Annotated in this window: 17 protein-coding genes; 4 read left to right on the plus strand and 13 right to left on the minus strand. The window is 71.1% G+C overall.

Annotation, left to right across the window (positions count from 1 at the left end; genetic code table 11):
- From ACFZCY_RS36705 to ACFZCY_RS36720, 4 genes are read right to left on the minus strand one after another with little or no spacing between them, the layout of a single operon-like run.
- Positions 1-456 (minus strand): phage tail protein, encoded by a 456-nt coding sequence (locus ACFZCY_RS36705; RefSeq protein WP_009720918.1) that lies wholly within the window; start codon positions 454-456, stop codon positions 1-3.
- Positions 457-494: 38 nt separating this feature from the next.
- Positions 495-2759 (minus strand): phage tail sheath C-terminal domain-containing protein, encoded by a 2265-nt coding sequence (locus ACFZCY_RS36710; protein WP_391183459.1) that lies wholly within the window; start codon positions 2757-2759, stop codon positions 495-497.
- Between the two features lie 10 nt (positions 2760-2769).
- Positions 2770-3495 (minus strand): carboxypeptidase regulatory-like domain-containing protein, encoded by a 726-nt coding sequence (locus ACFZCY_RS36715; RefSeq protein WP_391183462.1) that lies wholly within the window; start codon positions 3493-3495, stop codon positions 2770-2772.
- Positions 3492-4067, minus strand: coding sequence for a Pvc16 family protein (locus ACFZCY_RS36720; protein ID WP_391183465.1), 576 nt, complete (start codon positions 4065-4067; stop codon positions 3492-3494). The genes ACFZCY_RS36715 and ACFZCY_RS36720 overlap by 4 nt, the downstream gene beginning before the upstream one ends.
- Before the next feature lie 183 nt (positions 4068-4250).
- Here ACFZCY_RS36720 and ACFZCY_RS36725 point away from each other — a divergent pair, with 183 nt between their 5' ends.
- Positions 4251-4460 (plus strand): hypothetical protein, encoded by a 210-nt coding sequence (locus tag ACFZCY_RS36725; RefSeq protein WP_391183468.1) that lies wholly within the window; start codon positions 4251-4253, stop codon positions 4458-4460.
- A gap of 279 nt (positions 4461-4739) precedes the next feature.
- Positions 4740-5450 (plus strand): BTAD domain-containing putative transcriptional regulator, encoded by a 711-nt coding sequence (locus ACFZCY_RS36730; protein ID WP_391183471.1) that lies wholly within the window; start codon positions 4740-4742, stop codon positions 5448-5450.
- Positions 5451-5463: 13 nt separating this feature from the next.
- Here the strand turns inward: ACFZCY_RS36730 and ACFZCY_RS36735 are convergent, their stop codons facing one another.
- Positions 5464-5982, minus strand: coding sequence for a hypothetical protein (locus tag ACFZCY_RS36735; RefSeq protein ID WP_391183474.1), 519 nt, complete (start codon positions 5980-5982; stop codon positions 5464-5466).
- Between the two features lie 444 nt (positions 5983-6426).
- On the opposite strand from ACFZCY_RS36735, the gene ACFZCY_RS36740 reads away from it, so the two are divergent.
- The gene (locus tag ACFZCY_RS36740; protein WP_391183477.1) at positions 6427-7521 is read left to right on the plus strand and encodes a non-reducing end alpha-L-arabinofuranosidase family hydrolase; all 1095 of its coding nucleotides are present in this window, start codon (positions 6427-6429) and stop codon (positions 7519-7521) included.
- Positions 7522-7561: 40 nt separating this feature from the next.
- Here the strand turns inward: ACFZCY_RS36740 and ACFZCY_RS36745 are convergent, their stop codons facing one another.
- Positions 7562-8188, minus strand: a complete 627-nt coding sequence (locus ACFZCY_RS36745) for a hypothetical protein (RefSeq protein WP_391183479.1) — start codon at positions 8186-8188, stop codon at positions 7562-7564.
- A gap of 112 nt (positions 8189-8300) precedes the next feature.
- On the opposite strand from ACFZCY_RS36745, the gene ACFZCY_RS36750 reads away from it, so the two are divergent.
- On the plus strand, positions 8301-9821 hold the full coding sequence (locus ACFZCY_RS36750; RefSeq protein ID WP_391183480.1) for a protein kinase: 1521 nt from the start codon (positions 8301-8303) through the stop codon (positions 9819-9821).
- Positions 9822-9831: 10 nt separating this feature from the next.
- Here the strand turns inward: ACFZCY_RS36750 and ACFZCY_RS36755 are convergent, their stop codons facing one another.
- From ACFZCY_RS36755 to ACFZCY_RS36785, 7 genes are all read right to left on the minus strand, one after another.
- Entirely contained in the window at positions 9832-10872 is a 1041-nt protein-coding gene (locus ACFZCY_RS36755; RefSeq protein WP_391183484.1) for an MBL fold metallo-hydrolase, read from the minus strand.
- Positions 10873-10953: 81 nt separating this feature from the next.
- Positions 10954-12471, minus strand: coding sequence for an AMP-binding protein (locus ACFZCY_RS36760; protein WP_391183486.1), 1518 nt, complete (start codon positions 12469-12471; stop codon positions 10954-10956).
- A gap of 50 nt (positions 12472-12521) precedes the next feature.
- The gene (locus ACFZCY_RS36765) at positions 12522-12842 is read right to left on the minus strand and encodes an EthD family reductase (protein ID WP_391183489.1); all 321 of its coding nucleotides are present in this window, start codon (positions 12840-12842) and stop codon (positions 12522-12524) included.
- Positions 12843-12925: 83 nt separating this feature from the next.
- On the minus strand, positions 12926-13303 hold the full coding sequence (locus tag ACFZCY_RS36770; RefSeq protein ID WP_391183492.1) for a hypothetical protein: 378 nt from the start codon (positions 13301-13303) through the stop codon (positions 12926-12928).
- Complete coding sequence (locus ACFZCY_RS36775; RefSeq protein WP_391183495.1) at positions 13300-13656, minus strand: nuclear transport factor 2 family protein; 357 nt, start codon at positions 13654-13656, stop codon at positions 13300-13302. Before ACFZCY_RS36775 ends, ACFZCY_RS36770 begins: the two co-directional genes overlap by 4 nt.
- Before the next feature lie 255 nt (positions 13657-13911).
- On the minus strand, positions 13912-14532 hold the full coding sequence (locus ACFZCY_RS36780) for a TetR family transcriptional regulator (RefSeq protein WP_391183498.1): 621 nt from the start codon (positions 14530-14532) through the stop codon (positions 13912-13914).
- A gap of 111 nt (positions 14533-14643) precedes the next feature.
- A complete protein-coding gene (locus ACFZCY_RS36785; protein ID WP_391183501.1) occupies positions 14644-15792 on the minus strand; it encodes an acetyl-CoA C-acetyltransferase in 1149 nt (382 codons plus the stop codon).
- Positions 15793-15797: the final 5 nt, after the last annotated feature.

Raw genomic sequence — 15797 nt, forward strand, 5'->3', positions numbered from 1 at the left:
TCAGGCGTCGATCTCCAGCTTCTCGACCGCCAGAACGAGGGTCTCCATGGCGATCTCGTTCTTGGTGGCGCTGAGCGTCGGGCCGGTGTACTTGGTGGGCCAGCCGCGGTCGAAGTTCCAGCGCATAGCCTCCTGGCGGTTCTCGTCCAGCAGCACGATCGACCCAGAGGTGCGCCGCACCTTGCCGTTGAGGGCTTCGACCACCCAGTTCCAGAAGCCGACGTGGCCAGTGATGCCGCGCTTGAAGGTGAGGTTGGTGAACTTCTTCAGCCCCGGGATCTTGCGGACGGTGATGTCCTCGCTCCCGGTGCGGTACTCGATCGGCGGAACCTCCAGCTCCAGCCCGCTCACCTCGGTGAAGGACCCGCTCACCGCGACCCCGTCGTCGCTGACGTTGGTGACGATGATCTGGAAGTTGTAGGACGCGTACGGATCGTCCCTGGTAACGGGCGGCATGGTGGCCTCTCTTCAGTCCTCGGTCCTCGGTCGGGCGCTCAGGCGAGTTGGGTCTCGCGGGTCTTCTGCTGGATCCGGAAGATCACGAACTCCGCCGGGAAGACCGGCGCGACGCCGATGACGCAGATGAGCCGGCCATTGGCCAGGTCGTCCTCGGTCATCGTGGTGCGGTCGCAGGCGACGAAGAACGCCTCGTCGACGGTGGTGCCCGCGAGCGCGCCGCTGCGCCATACGGTGGTGAGGAAGTTGGTGACCGTCTGGCGGACCAGGGCCCACAGCGCCTCGTCGTTCGGCTCGAACACCACCCACTGGGTGCCCTCGTCGATCGACTCCTCCAGGTAGAGGAACAGCCGCCGGACATTGATGTACTTCCAGGCGCTGTCCGAGGAGAGCGTGCGCGCGCCCCACACCCGGTGTCCCATTCCGGGGAAGAACCGCAGCGCGTTGATGCCCTTGGGGTTGAGCAGGTCCTGATGGCGCTTGGTGACGTCCTGGGCGATGCCATCGGTCAGCCGGATGCCCCGGATGACCGCGTTCGCCGGTGCCTTGTGCACTCCGCGCTCCACGTCCGTGCGCGCGTAGATCCCGGCCATGTGGCCCGACGGCGGTACCTCGGTGTCGCGGCCCGTGGACGGGTCGCGGGTGACCAGCCACGGGTGGTAGAGCGCCGCGTACTTCGTGTCGAACGGCTCACGGAACGCCAGGATGCCCTCGGTGTCCAGGCCGTCCTGCGGGTCGAGGATCGCGAACCGGTCCCTGAGCAGTTCGCAGTGGGTGACCAGGGCCGATTCGACCGTCCCCGACCACACCCCCGGCACCGCGCAGACGGCCACCTCGTCGATGTCCTCCAGCGCGGCGATCCCGGTGCGCTTGCCGCTGCCGCCGTCCTCGCCGACGAAGTCGGCGACGCTCAGGCTCCCGTAGGCGTCGTCGCCGTCCGCCAGGGTCAGCCACGAACCGACCGCGGGCACGGGGAACATCGCCGGGTCGGAGGACAGGTGGGACAGCGCGGTCGCCCCCACCAGCCGCGAGCGGGCGGCCAGGGTGGTCACCAGGTTCGACGGGGAGTCGCCGGTGAGCCGCAGGTTGCGGTACGTCTCCGTCACCACCGCCCCGGACGGGTCGGTGAACCGGGCGTCGAGCTGCGCCTCGACCAGGTGCAGCCGATCGGTTTCGTACAGCGTCCCGGGCACGTTTCCGTCGAGGGTGACGACGTCCGCGGCGACCGACTGGACGGTGCGGATGGTGAGGTTGGTGCCGTCGTCGAGCTGGACGACGGCGCCCTGGTACAGCCTGCTCGCGCCGCCGACCCGCAGCGTCGCCCCGGCCGAGGTGTTGCCCCGGCGCACCCGGCGCACCAGCAGCCCCTTGCGCCACGCCTCGTGTGACGTGCCGGAGGGGAGGGTCAGCGTCACCTTGCCGTCCGCGGGCTGGCTGACCTGGACCTTGTACCGGCCGGAGCCGATCTGCACCCAGACGTCGGCGGGCAGGTCGTCGGGGACGAGCCCGGTCCTCGCGACGACCTCGACCGTTTCGTCGTCCGCGTCGGCGTCCGCGGCCAGCTGGGTGACGAACAGCGCACCCTCCTGCGGATCCGGCAGCACCGGCAGCGCGGCCCCGGACATCGGCTGGATCCGCACCTGGATGCCACTGCCCCACGAGCCGGGGCTGACGGCGGTGAACTCCAGTGTTTCTTCCGCGCTGCGGTCGCCGACCTGCACGTAGTCGCCGCGGGCCGTCCTGACCTCTGCGGGCAGGGCGGCGTCCAGTTCGATCCGGTGGGCGGTCGCGTCGTAGGCGGCGACACCGGCCGTGTGGATCGACTGCTGGTCGTCGCCGCGGAAGATCTGGATCTGCTGTCCGACGCCTTTGAACCCGATCAGGTGGCCGAGTTCCAGGCGGGTCGCGCCCTTGGCGGCGTCCCCGGCGACCGGGCTCACCAGGCCGTGGCCCAGGACGCCCGAGGCCGGTGTCGCCTGCTTGCTGGCGACCCGCTTGATGTACAGGCGCTGGCCGCCGTTGTCGAAGAAGCCCTTGACCGCCAGCGGGAACAGCCACCAGCGGCCGCCCTCGGCGGGATCGCCCGCCCAGGTGTCCCGGATGAGGGGGTCGGGTTCGGGGACGAATCCGCCGAACGTGTTCTGGAATTCGAGGAAGTTGGTGACCAGTTTGGGCTTGCCGGTGTACGGGCCGCATACGGTGACGCCGGCCATTCCGGCCGTACTGGTACTCACCCCCGCGATCGGCCGTGGGCCCGCATCGACCTCCTCGATGTAGACCCCGGGGCTCAGATACTCCGCCATGGACGGCTCCTTAACTCTCGCGGATCTCTATGACGTGCCGGCGCTCGGCGTCCTGCGGCAGCCGCACGACCAGCGATCCGGTCCTGCCCGGCCGCTCGGTGGCCCGCAGGCGGAAGGTCTCCTCGACGGCGCGCTCGCCCGCCTTCTCGCCCTCCCATCGCAGGGCCAGCCGGAAGGCCCCCGTGGCGTCGGACAGGGTGCGCTCGTGCCATGGCGTCAGGTCCCGGCTGGTCCGCCCCTGGGCCTCCACCAGCACATTGGCGATCGGCTCGGCGGTGACCGCGTCGACCACGGCGCCGTGCACCGTGCGCACACCCGGCGGATACGGGAAGGAGACGCCCGGCAGCAGCCGGACCAGCCGCGGTTCGGTCACCACCGCCGGCGGATGGGTGTCGTCGTACGGGTGCACCAGGAACTCGACGCCCACCAGACCGGCCGAGAACGGCTGGTCGTCGGCCGGGTACAGCGGCTGGTAGCCGGCGGCCGCGAACCGGGCCCGGTGGCGCCGCGGCCGGGCCGTCCACGGCTCGCCGCACCGGCCGAGACCCGGATAGGCGAAGGCCGCGCTGGGCGTGCGCACCGCCGCGTCGTCCAGCGGCAGCCAGGCGCCGTCCTCGAACCGGTCCAGCTGGACCGTCACCCCGGCGCCGCGCACCCGCCGGGCGTAGTCGTCGAACGGGATGAACCAGGCGGGGCTGTGGAGCGCCGAGCGCTCCAGCGGCAGGAAACGGCTCATGTCGCCGCCCCGTTGATGACCCGGCTGTGCACCGGGCGGGCCGCCGTCTCGGTGGCGGAGTCCAGGTTGACGACGCGGACCTCGTAGTTCAGCGACAGCCGGTACGGCTTCTGGATCGCATACCAGACCCAGGACTTCTGGTCCAGGGTGAGCGGGGTCAGGCTGAGGTGCAGCGAGTCGGTGCTCGCCGCCAGGCTGCCGGACAGCTGTGCGCCGTCCAGGATCGCGTCGTCGTAGAACGTCTGCATCGCGCGGCCGAGCATCCGGTGCTGGGTCTCCTGGTCGCCGCCCCAGGGGGTGACCAGATACCGCAGCAGCAGAGCCATCGGCGGCTTGCGGGTGAACGGCGGGTCGGGTGGCTGGGAGCGCACCGGCGGCCGGTTGCGCGACGTCGGGTCCTCGGCGATCTCGTAAAGGAACACGGTGAGTTTCGGCGGTGGTGTCTGCACCGTCTCGGAGAGGTCATTGAGTTCCGCGATCGGCGGTTCCACCTGGCTGAGCCCACGCAAGGACTGGGTCAGGGTCTCCACGATGACCGTCGAGACGTCGGCGATGACGCCGAAGTCGCCCATGTGAATCCTCCCCGCGCTCCGCGCCCGAAAGCGTGCACCGTGAGGATGCCGGGCCCGGCGTGGCCCAATCGCGATTCGCCCATCACACGAGCGTCACCGGCCCGTTTCCGCCGCACGGCGATGACGTCGGCGGTCACGCGCCGACAACGCCGGGGTGACACGGATAAGGCATATTTTCCTTCCATGGAAAACCACTCAGAGCAGGCCGGCGTCCTGATCCTCCGAGTGTGGGTGGAAGAGGGAAGGCCTGACGGCTTCCGGGCGCGCATTGTGCGGTCGGGCGGCCGGCAGCAGGCGCCTCCGACCGCGGTGAGCGCGGTCGACGATGTGCTGATCGCGGTGCGCGCCTGGCTCGATCAGTTACTCGATCCCGTACCCGATCCCGACGGGTGACGTTTCCGCGACGTCCCGGTGATGCCCGGCCATATAACGTTCTGTACCCGAAGGGCCGGGCACACGATCATGAATTGCTCGTAACATAGCTGGGCGGCATCCCGATTGCCGGTAGGGGATCATTCACTGCAGCCAATATCGCCCGGGGGGCCGATGAGCGCAGAAGGCCACGTCATAACGTTGAGGCTGCTCAAAAGCTTCGCACTATCGGTCGATCACAAACGCGTTCCCCTTTCTTGCAGCGCCCAGCGTCTCCTCGCGTTCCTCGCCCTGCAGGACATGCCGCGCACCCGAACGTATGTGGCCGGAATGCTGTGGCCCGACGTTACGGCGTCCCGCGCCAACGCCAACCTCAGATCGTCTTTGTGGCGCGCCACCCGACCGGGACATCAGGTCATCGACGCGTCCACGCAGGAACTGGCGATCGCCCGGCACATCGACGTGGACATCCACGCGGCGGCCATCCGCGCGCACCAGCTGCTCGACATGGAACGCCCGTGCGACGACATCCTCACCGCCCAGACGCGGGCGGACCTCTCGTCCGATCTGTTGCCCGAGTGGTCGGAGAACGAGTGGGTGCTGGTCGAGCAGGAGCAGTACCACGAACTGCGGCTGTACGCCCTGGAGGCGATGACCGAGCGGCTGACGGCGGCGGGCCGCCACGGTGAGGCCGTCGCTTCCGGGCTCGCCGCGGTCCGCGCGGAACCCCTGCGGGAGAGCGCGCATCGCGTGCTGATCACCGCGCATCTCGCCGCCGGCAACCGAGGCGCGGCGCTGCGGCAATTCGAGCAGTGCCGCCGGGTGCTGCTCGAGGAGCTGGGGCTCGAGCCCTCCCAGGCACTGAGAAGCCTGGTCCCCTCTCATCCGCCTCACCCACCTCACCCACCTCATCCGCCCGACGCCGAGGGGGCGGCACCCCGAAAGCCCCGGCGCGTCGTCGTCCGGCGCCCGGCGAGCGATGTGGTGGTCGAAGGCGCGGGCGGACGGTAGCCCGGCCGGCGGCTCAGCCCAGCCCGTCCTGGTGAGTCCAACGGGGCTCACCAGGGCTGTCGTACGGCTGTGGGGGCTCCCTCCTGGACTCGCCGCGGGCGGCGCCCCGCGCGGCCCGCATATGATCGCAGGCCCGGGATTCGGGGCTGAACTCGACGCCGGTGGCGGCCGCGAGCGCCGCGAAGAAGCTCTCGCCGAACTCCGACTGCTTGGTGGTCGTCCAGGTGTATGTCTCGCAGTCGCGCAGGGCCCGCATCATCATGCGGCTCCCGTAGCCCCGGCGCTGCCATCGGTCGTCGACCCGGATCTTCCGGACCAGGCCCCTCCGGCACTCGTCGCACGCCTGCCAGGTGAGCCGGGCGAAGTCGTCCCCGTCCGGCACTCTGCACACCCGCAGTTGCCGGCAACCGGCCGGGGCGCCGGGCGGGGTATACGTCCAGACCTCGCCCTCCTCCATGGGGCGTCCGTGCTCGTGCCCGCGTAACGCGTCCACCAGCCGGCCCCACAGGCCGCCCCGCTCGCCGCCCGCCATCAGCGGCCGTTCTCGTCGGCGGCGCCGGATCTGCGCACGTCCTCGACGGCTTGCCCTCTCACGCGCCCACGCCCCTTCGTCCGTCCCCGGCCGGTCCCCACAGGCCCGGCAGAGCCAGCCTGCCCGACCCGGCCCCACCCCGACAGAGCGCAATCCACCGGCGCGCGGTTCCGGCCGCCGGTGGATGCGCGAGGTATTGACGCGCTTCGTGAGCCCCCTATCATCCATGTCATCCGAGAGCCCGACCGGCGTTCGACATTCCGAACCGGGCGGGGCCGGACCGGTTGGTGTGCCGCACACCGAGCCGTACGCGAACCGGGCACGACAGCACACGCACCCGCACCATCCGTTCCGGTAAGGCCCTCCCCACGCGCCACCGTTCCGGATCCGTCAGGGCGCACCAGGTGTTCGTGCGGCGGGCCCCGACGCCCCTTGGAGCCCCTCATGCTTCCAGGACGACACCACCGCCCGCGCGCCTTTCACGCGGCCGCGGTGCTCCTGCTGGGTCTGGCGATGTCGCTGTTCGCCATCCCCGCCGAGCCGTCCTCCGCGCTGACCCCGAACGACGTTGCCACGAACGCCCGGGCAGGCGAAACGTCCTCCGGACAGCTGCCGGGCAGCTTCCAGTGGTCCTCCAGCGGACCGCTGATCGCGCCCAAACCCGACGCCGCCCATCCCGTCGTCTCGGTCAAGGACCCGACCGTGGTGCAGGCGGGCGGTAAGTGGCATGTCTTCATGACGACCGCCAACACCCAGGGCGCCTGGAGCATGGCCTACACCAGCTTCACCGACTGGTCGCAGGCGGGTTCGGCGCCGCTGACGTATCTGGACACCAACCCCGACATCGGCAACCGGTACGCGGCGGCGCCCCAGGTCTTCTACTTCGCGCCCAAGCGCCTGTGGTACCTCGTGTACCAGACCGGCCCGCCGTCCTACTCCACCAGCACCGACCCCGGCAACCCCCGGAGCTGGTCGGCGCCCAGGACCTTCGACAACGCGGCGGGCTCGGGCACGCTGGACTACTGGGTCATCTGCGACAGCGCCATGTGCTATCTGTTCTCAGCGGATGACAACGGCCATGTGTTCCGCTCGGAGACCAGCGTCGGGGAGTTCCCGGGCGGTTTCCGCAACACCCAACTCGTCCTCCAGGATTCCAAGTTCGCCCTGTTCGAGGGCGGGGCAGTCTACCGGGTGCAGGGGACCGGAACCTATCTGCTGATGATGGAGGCCATCGGCAGCGACGGCAGGCGCTACTACCGCTCCTTCACCGCCCAGGGCCTCACCGGCCAGTGGCAGCCGCTGGCCGCCACCGAGTCCAACCCCTTCGCACGCAGCAACAACGTTGCCTTCCCCGCCGGCGCCTGGACGCGCGACATCAGCCACGGCGAACTCATCCGGACCGGAAACGACCAGACCATGACCATCAACCCCTGCCGTCTCCAATTCCTCTACCAGGGCATGAACCCCTCGGCGAGCGGCGACTACTCCCAGCTTCCCTGGCGCCTTGGACTGCTGACCCGGACCAACACCACCTGCTGAGGCACCACCTGCGGAGACGGAACCCTTCGGCGCCCCCGGCTCATGGCGTGTCCCGGGGGCGCACCTCGACGCAGATCCAGTCGTACTGGCCGTCATGCAGCAGCTCGGCGCCTTCGAAGAGGGTCACCGAGGAATCGCCGTACTCCCACACGACACCCCGCTCGGCCTCCAGCTCCCCGTCCGGCGGCCGCGGCACCGGCTCGCCCAGCCGCGCGCGCAGCGCTTCCTCGGCCGCCCGGTACGCGGACGCCCAGTCATCCTCGGTGGCGTCCGGCTGCCACCGCCAGCCGGTGAAGGCGTCGAACTCCCAGACCTCCTCCGGGGGCAGCGGCTCCCCGCTCGGTTCGGTCACCTCGAACGCGCCGTAGGCCAGGGGCATCAGCACCCCACGGTCCTCCCGGCATCCGGGGTGGGCACACGCCACCTCCGTCCCTTCCTCCTCGCAGCCGGGGTGGTTGCCGATCCACAGGTGCCAGCCCTCGTCCCGTTCCTCGCCGGGCGGTGGCCATGTCTCCATCTCCAGGATGACGGGCTCGCCGTCGCGTCCGGACAGATGCCAGCCATTGCGTACGAAAAGGTCCTCGTAGGCCGGGTACGTCCAGGTCAGCCCAGCGAACTGCAGTGCGCGGTCAAGCCACTGGCCGTCCGCCGGAGTCATCATCGCCATGTGCGGGACAGTACCCGCCACGCGGGGAGGGCCGTGGAGGGCGTGCGCACTCGCGCCGGTTATCGTGTCGGGGCACATCGGGCACGGGCGGGGCAGAACGAAGAGGGATGCGGTGTCGGACAAGGGGCGGCTGGTCGCGGGGCGGTACCGGCTGACCGAGCGGATCGGCAGCGGCGGCATGGGCACGGTGTGGCGGGCCGAGGACGATGTGCTGGGCCGCCAGGTGGCGCTCAAGCGGCTGCACGCCCCGCACCACCTCTGCGACGACGAGATCTCCACGCTGTACGAGCGCGCCCGCCGCGAGGCGCGCAGCGCCGCCCGCATCACGCACCCGAACGTGGTCGTCGTCCATGACGTCGTGGACGACGAGGAGGGGCAGCCGTGCATCGTCATGGAGTACGTGCCGTCCACCACCCTCGGCGCGTTGCTCAAGGAGCGCGGCACCGTCCCGCCCCAGGAGGCGGCGCGGATCGGCCGGGGCATGGTCGCCGCGCTCCGGGCCGCGCACGCGGCCGGGGTGCTGCACCGTGACGTCAAGCCCGGCAATGTGCTGCTCGGCGACGCCGACGACAGGATCGTCCTCACCGACTTCGGCATCGCGGTGACCAGCGGAACGTCGACGCTGACCCGGACCGGCGAGATGATCGGCTCCATCGAGTACATGGCGCCGGAGCGGATCAGGGGCCGCAAGCCCGGGCCCGTTTCGGACCTGTGGGCGCTGGGCGCGACGCTCTACCAGGCGGTGGAAGGACAGACACCCTTCCGGCGGGATACGGCGATCGAGACGGGCTACGCCATCGCCGTCGACCCGCTGCCGCCCCTGCGGCAGGCCGGGCCGCTGGCGCCGCTGATCGAGGCGCTGCTGGCCAGGGAGCCCGGCGAGCGGCCGTCGGCGGAGGAGACGGAGCGGCGGCTGCGGGCCCTGGCGGCGGAGGAGCTGACGGCGACGCGGCAGGACGCCCCGGACGCGGCCGCGAGCCACACCGCGGCCGCCACCCCGCCACCGTCCGGGACCGTGGCCGCGCCCGAGCCGACCGGCGGCGGCCGTCATAAGCGCCGTCGAGTCATGTGGGGCGCCACGGTCGCGGCGCTCGCCACCGTGGCCGTGCCCGGCGCCATCCACGTGTGGCCGGACGGCGGCGGGCAGCAGGACGGCGGCAAGGCGAAGGCCCCCGCCGCCACTCCCCCGCCCGTGCCCCACGGCTACCACCTGGTCGAGGAGAAGAAGCTCGGCGTCTCCTTCCCCGTACCGAACGGATGGAAGCTGAGCGACCGGACGAGCGAAGGAGCCAAGTACATCGACCCTTCCGGCCTGGTCGAGATCACCATCGGCATGGTGGACCCCGCCGGTCCGACGCCCGTGGCGCACTTCCGGGACATCGAGGCGAACACGAAGAAGAACTACGACGTGTACCAGCGACTGCGCCTGGACCGCACCACCTTCCGGGGGCAGCCCGCGGCGATCTGGGAGTGCACGTTCGCCGGCAGAGTGCGCACGTTCCGCGCCATCGACCTCGGCTTCGGACGGGAGGGCGACAAGGAGTACGACGTCTACCTCTCGGCGCCCGACGAGAAGTGGGACACCTACCGTCCCGTCTTCGACACGGTGAAGGAAGGCCTGCGCACCCACTGAGCAGGGCTCATCACCGCACGCGCGTGTACTGGTTCACGCCGTCGGCGAACGCCACCGCCACCTGTTCGCGGAGCACGAGGACATCCAGGTGCGCGGCGGTCTCATTGATCGCGAGCATCTGGTTGAAGGCGTTCAGGCTCCCGAACGGCACGGCCCGGCGCGTCCAGGTGAGCCGCCGCGCCACCGCGTGGGCGTCGAGCGTGTCCTCGCCCAGCGCGGTCAGGCTCCCGGCCAGCCGGTCGTCGTGGTGGCCGAGCAGTTCGCCGACCCGGGTGTGGGCGCTGTCGGTGACCGGCCCGTGCGCGGGCAGCAGGCGGGCGTCGGCGTAGCGGGTCATCAGCCGCAGCGAGTCCAGGTAGTCGGCGAGCGGACGGCCGCCGGGTTCGGCCAGTTCGAAGCCGATGGAGGGGGTGATGTGCGGCAGGACATGGTCCCCGGAGAACAGCAGGCCGCGCTGCTCGTCCAGGAAGACCACATGGCCCTTGGTGTGCCCGGGAGTGGGGACGACCCGCAGCTCGCGGTCGCCGAAGCGGAGGGTTTCGGCGCCGAGCCAGCGGTCGGGGGCCTCCCACACGCTCGGGTCGTAGCCGCCGTGGTCCATCGCCTCGATGCGGTCGGCGAGTTCCCCGGCCCCCGCCGCGCGCAGGGTGCGCAGCGAGCCGACGGGCTGGTCGCTGCGCAGCCGGTCGAGCATCTCCAGCCCCGGGCGCTCCCCCGCGCCGAGGTAGACGCGTGAGCCCAGCAGCCTGCGCAGCTCCACGGCGTGGGTGTAGTGGTCGCGGTGGATGTGGGTGACCAGGATGTGGCTGATGTCGCCGGGGTCGCGGCCGATGACGGCCAGCGCCTCCTCGAGCGTCTTGCGCGCCTCGGGGATCGCCCACCCTCCGTCGATCATGACGAGGCCGCCGTCGTCGTCCAGGTCCTCCAGGAGGTAGACGTTCACGGCGTGCAGGCCGTCGTTGGGCAGCGGCAGGGGTACGCGGTGCACCCCGGGCTGTACGGTCTGGACTCCGGCCGCCGCCCACGGGCCCTGATCGAACCGCGCTGTCATGGTCCTCCTCGGTGTACTGCCTTGATCACGCCGGATGGCGCGCCTCGGTGACACGCGCTCGCGCGTGCGTACGTGGCCTCGTCAGGGCCGGTCGGCCTCGCGGGCACGCATTCTGGCGGCCAGGTCCCGGGCCCCACCCCGGTCGAGCTTGCCGACCTTCGTCTGGGGCAACTCGTCGGTACCGTACACGTATTCGGGCCACTTGGTCTTGGACAGTCCGATGTTGTCCAGGTGGCCGGTCACCTCGGCCAGGTCGAGGGGCCGGGCGTCCGTGGTGACGACGAGCAGCGCCACGCGTTCGCCGAGGATGTCGTCGGGGACCGGCACCACACACGCCCGGGCCACCCGCGGGTGTCCGGCGACCGCGCGCTCGATCTCGGTGATGTCGATGTTGCGGCCGCCCCGGATGATGATGTCCTTCTCGCGGCCCATGATGGTGAGGGTGCCGTCCTCGTGGACGATCAGCAGATCGCCGGTGGGCAGATAGCCGTCCTCCGTCAGCGCGGGGGGGACGGCCCGGCCGTCTCCGGCGTAGCCGAGGAAGAGGGAGGGGCCGCGCACCTGCGCCCGGCCGGTCACACCGGGGCCCGCCGCCTGACCGTCGGGGGTGAGCGCGCGCACGTCCGTACCCGGGAAGGGGCGGCCGTCTCTGCCGAGCCGGATCTCCTCGGGGTCCTCGGGGCTCGGCGAGGTGTGGCCGAGGCATTCGGACATGCCGAAGACGCGCAGGATCCGGGTGCCCAGGGACCGTTCGGCCCGGGCCAGGGCCGCGCGGTCCATGGGCCCGCCGCCGACCGTGATCGACCGGACGCCCCGGAGTATGCCGGAGCCGGCCGCCTCTTCGCCCATCTGCAACGCCATGGTCGGTACGCACATGGTCCAGCGGACGCCGGTGTCGGCCATCCGCCGCATCGCGAGGGCCCTGTCCCACTTCCCCGTCAGGACGAGTGGCCCGCGCAGCAGGAGGGCGAGGTAGACGCCGAAGCAGTACGCGGCCGTCGACGACAGCGGCACGATCGCGGCGACGGCGTCGCCCGGCGACAGGCCGTTGACGGCGATGGTGGTCGTGGCGGCGTAGCGCAGGGCCTGTTCTGACTGTACGACGCCTTTGGGCCGCCCGGTCGATCCGGAGGTCAGGCCGATCAGGACGCCGCCCGACCACCGGGACACCTCGCGCTGGTGCGGTGTGGCCAGGCACGTCCAGCCGTCGAGCACGGTTCGCGCCGGGCCCGGCAGCCGTTCGGGCACCTCCCATTCGTCGATCGCCGAGGGCTCGGCGACGACGGCGTCCGGGCGGATGTCCTCCCAGGCGGTGGCGAATTCGGCCCGGGTGGTGTGCCGGTTGACCAGCGCGATGACCCCGCCGTCCCCGCCGCTGAGGCCCGCGGCGAGGGTGGCGGCGACCGTGCGCCATGAGTTGTCCGCCTGGATCATGACGGTGCCGACGGCTCCGTCGGCTGTGCCCGCCGACAGTGCTCGGGCCAGCCGTGTGGCCTCCTCCAGGAGCTGCCGGGCCGTATGGCTGCCCGTGTCGTCGATGACGGCGGTGAAGTCGGCCTCGGCGGCCTGCCGTTGGAACTCCCGCACTACCTGTCGCATTGTGTCCCTCGCTGCGCTGTGCCGAACTCCGTCTGGTCGGGCCGGATCCTTCAGGCGGCGAACATCTCCGCCTCGTGCCCCATGACCGCGATGCGGCGGCCCTTCATGTCGCCCACCTGGGCGACGGCGGCGGCCCACTCGGGGCTCGCGAGCGCCGCCTTCACGTCCTCGGGGGAGTCGAAGCCGAGGACGGAGATGCCGTCCCAGCCTTCGGAGCGCGGCTCCAGGGCGGCGTCGATCTCGGTGTGCCGCCAGCTGCGCAGTCCGGGCAGGCGGCAGGTCAGCTCGGCGTGGTCGCCGCGCCACCACGTGATGAACCGCTCGTGTGTCCACTCCGGGGGACGGGCTGCCAGCAGGACGAGGTTGTACATGACGGGTCCTCCGCACGGGGTCGGTGGGTCGGACGGACTTCGGTCAGGTGAAGCGGATCGCGGACGAGCGCCCGATCATTCGGTCAGGTGAAGCGGATCTCGGACGAGCGCCCGATCAGCAGGCGCTGCAGCCGCCCGTCGCGGTTCACCCGCCCGGCGGCGACGAAGCTCGCCTCGGGGACGCCCGCGCGCCGCACCTCGCCCAGGAAGAACTCGTCCCGGCCGAGCGTGGTGGCGGCCAGCCGGTGGTGGGTGCGGGTGCCCTTCTCGCGCTGTTCGAGGTAGCCGACCAGGGCGGCGCGGCCCCCCGCGAAGTCGGTGGCGTCGCCGCCGCCGGTGGAGAACAGGATGGACAGGGAGAAGTCGTCGCTGATCAGGTCCAGGATCTTGGAGGGTTCGTCCCCGTCGAGGATGGCGAACCACGCGGTGAGGAAGGGTGCCGCGTCCGGGGTGTCCGTCATGCCCGGCCCCAGTCGACCAGCTGGAAGGAGGTGGTGAAGAAGGCCTGGTAACGGGCTATGAGCCCACCCGGCGTGATCACCGCGCCCGAGTGGAAGGAGCCGGTGTACCGGCCGCCCTCGGTCACCACTCCGTACACGGTCTCCAGGTCGCCGTCCCGGCTGTGGCGCAGGACCTCATGGGTCCGGTCCACGGGGTTGCGGCCGGCGATGTACGCGGCGAAGTCTTCCTTGGATGTGCCGGTGATCTCCTTGCCCGGCAGGGCGATGAGGAACCGGAAATCGGGTTCCAGCAGGTCGAGCGTCTGTTCCGGATGCCTGCTGTCCATGCCGGCCAGATACGTGCGCAACACCATGAGGGGCCCTTTCGGTCGGCGGGCGCTCATCGAAGGTCTGATCAAATTGAGTCAAGTTCAATTCAGTTTGAATCGTAAGCCCGCCGAAACACGGCTGACAAGAGTCCGTGCGAGACCATCCTGCGCCTTCGGCGCGGACACGGCACGGACGGCGGGCATGGGCGGCGGCCGCCGGCGGCGAGCACCGGCGGCGGGCATGGGAAAGCCCCCGGCGGGGGTCCACCGGGGGCCGGAGCGGCAGGGTCGCTCAGCGCGTCACGTGGCGACCATCCGCACACAGGCGCCCTCGATCAGCTCGCTGATCTCCGACAGCGGGGTGGGACCCGAGGGCCGGTACCAGCGCCAGACGCTGACGATCAGGCCGAGCACGCCCGCGCCCAGCAGCTGTGCGTCCCGCAGCGGGAACACGCCCTGGGACATGCCCCGCACCAGCAGGTTCGTCCAGTCCCGCTCGACGAGCTGGACCAGCTGCCGGGCCTCGACGCGCTCGGCCTCCTCCCGCTTGGACTTGCGCGGGCCGGAGAGCAGGTCCATGTGGTTGTGCAGGATGCGCATCTGCAGAACCTCGTGGTCGGAGACCTCGTACGCCGCGCGTACGGCCGCCCGGAGGGCCTCGACCGGGTCCGTGACGCCCGCGGTCGCCTCCGTGAACTTGTCGTGGGACCGCTGGAGCTCCAGCCGCATGATGGTGAGCAGACAGTGGGTCTTGGACTCGAAGTAGTGGTACAGCGCCGTCTGCCCGATGCCGACCCGCTCGGCCACGGTGGACCACTTGGTGGCCTCGAAGCCCGTCTCGCCGAAGCAGTCGACGGCGGCCGCCAGAATGGCGGCGCGCTTGGACCTCGGTCCCGCTTCCGGTTCAACCCTTGTCGCCATGACCCCGTCTCCTGGCCGCCGTCCACCCCGTCGGTACCCGAGAGTAGCCCCAAGCTGAACTCAGTTGCCAATCGACTCGGGCCGATCCGGCCCTCCTCGGCCCGGCGTGCGTCAAAGGCGCTCCAGCACGGTCGCGTTCGCCATGCCGCCGCCCTCGCACATCGTCTGCAGGCCATAGCGTCCCTGGGTCCTGCGCAGCTGGTGGACGAGCGTCGTCATGAGCCGGGCCCCGGTGGCGCCGAGCGGATGGCCGAGCGCGATCGCACCGCCGAAGGCGTTGACCCGCTCCGGGGCGGCGCCGACCTCCTTCTGCCAGGCCAGGACGACGGAGGCGAAGGCCTCGTTGATCTCGACCAGATCGATCGCGCCGAGCGGCAGCCCGGCCCGGTCCAGAACCTTCTCGGTGGCGGGGATCGGGCCGGTCAGCATGTGGATCGGATCGGAGCCGACGACGGCCATGGTGTGCACGCGGGCGAGCGGGGTCAGACCATGGCGGCGCACCGCGTCCTGCGAGGCGATCAGCAGGGCGGCGGCGCCGTCGGAGATCTGGCTGGAAACAGCGGCGGTCAGGCGGCCGTCCTCGGCGAGTGGCTTCAGCCCCGCCATCTTCGCAAGGGTGGTGTCGGCACGCGGGCCCTCGTCGGCGGTGAGGCCGAAGGCCGGGGTGATCTCGTCGTCGAAGACGCCGTCGGCCTGGGCGGCGACGGCCCGCTGGTGGCTCGTGAGCGCGTACTCCTCCATGTCCGTGCGGGAGATGCCCCACTTCTCGGCGATCAGTTCGGCCCCGCGGAACTGTGAGACCTCCTGGTCGCCGAAGCGTTCGCGCCAGCCGTCGCCCGCGAACGGGCTGCCGAGGCCGGCCTGCTCCCCGACGTACATGGGGCTGGCGATGGGAACCAGGCTCATCACCTCCACCCCGCCGGCGACCACCAGGTCGGCGGCGCCGGAGCCGACCGCCTGAGCCGCGAAGTGCACGGCCTGCTGGGAGGAACCGCACTGGCGGTCGATGGTGGTGCCGGGCACGTGCTGCGGCAGTCCCGCGGACAGCCAGGCGGTACGGGCGACGTTGCCGGTCTGGGCGCCGATCTGGCCGACGCACCCGAAGTACACGTCGTCGACGGCGCCCGGGTCGGCGCCGGTGCGTTCCAGCAGGGCGCGCAGGACATGAGCGCCGAGGTCGGCGGGATGCACCCCGCTGAGCGCGCCCTTGCGGCGGCCGACGGGGGTGCGGACGGCTCCGACGATGAACGCTTCGGACATGGCGG

The sequence above is a fragment of the Streptomyces sp. NPDC007983 genome, assembly GCF_042958345.1.
Lineage (GTDB): Bacteria > Actinomycetota > Actinomycetes > Streptomycetales > Streptomycetaceae > Streptomyces.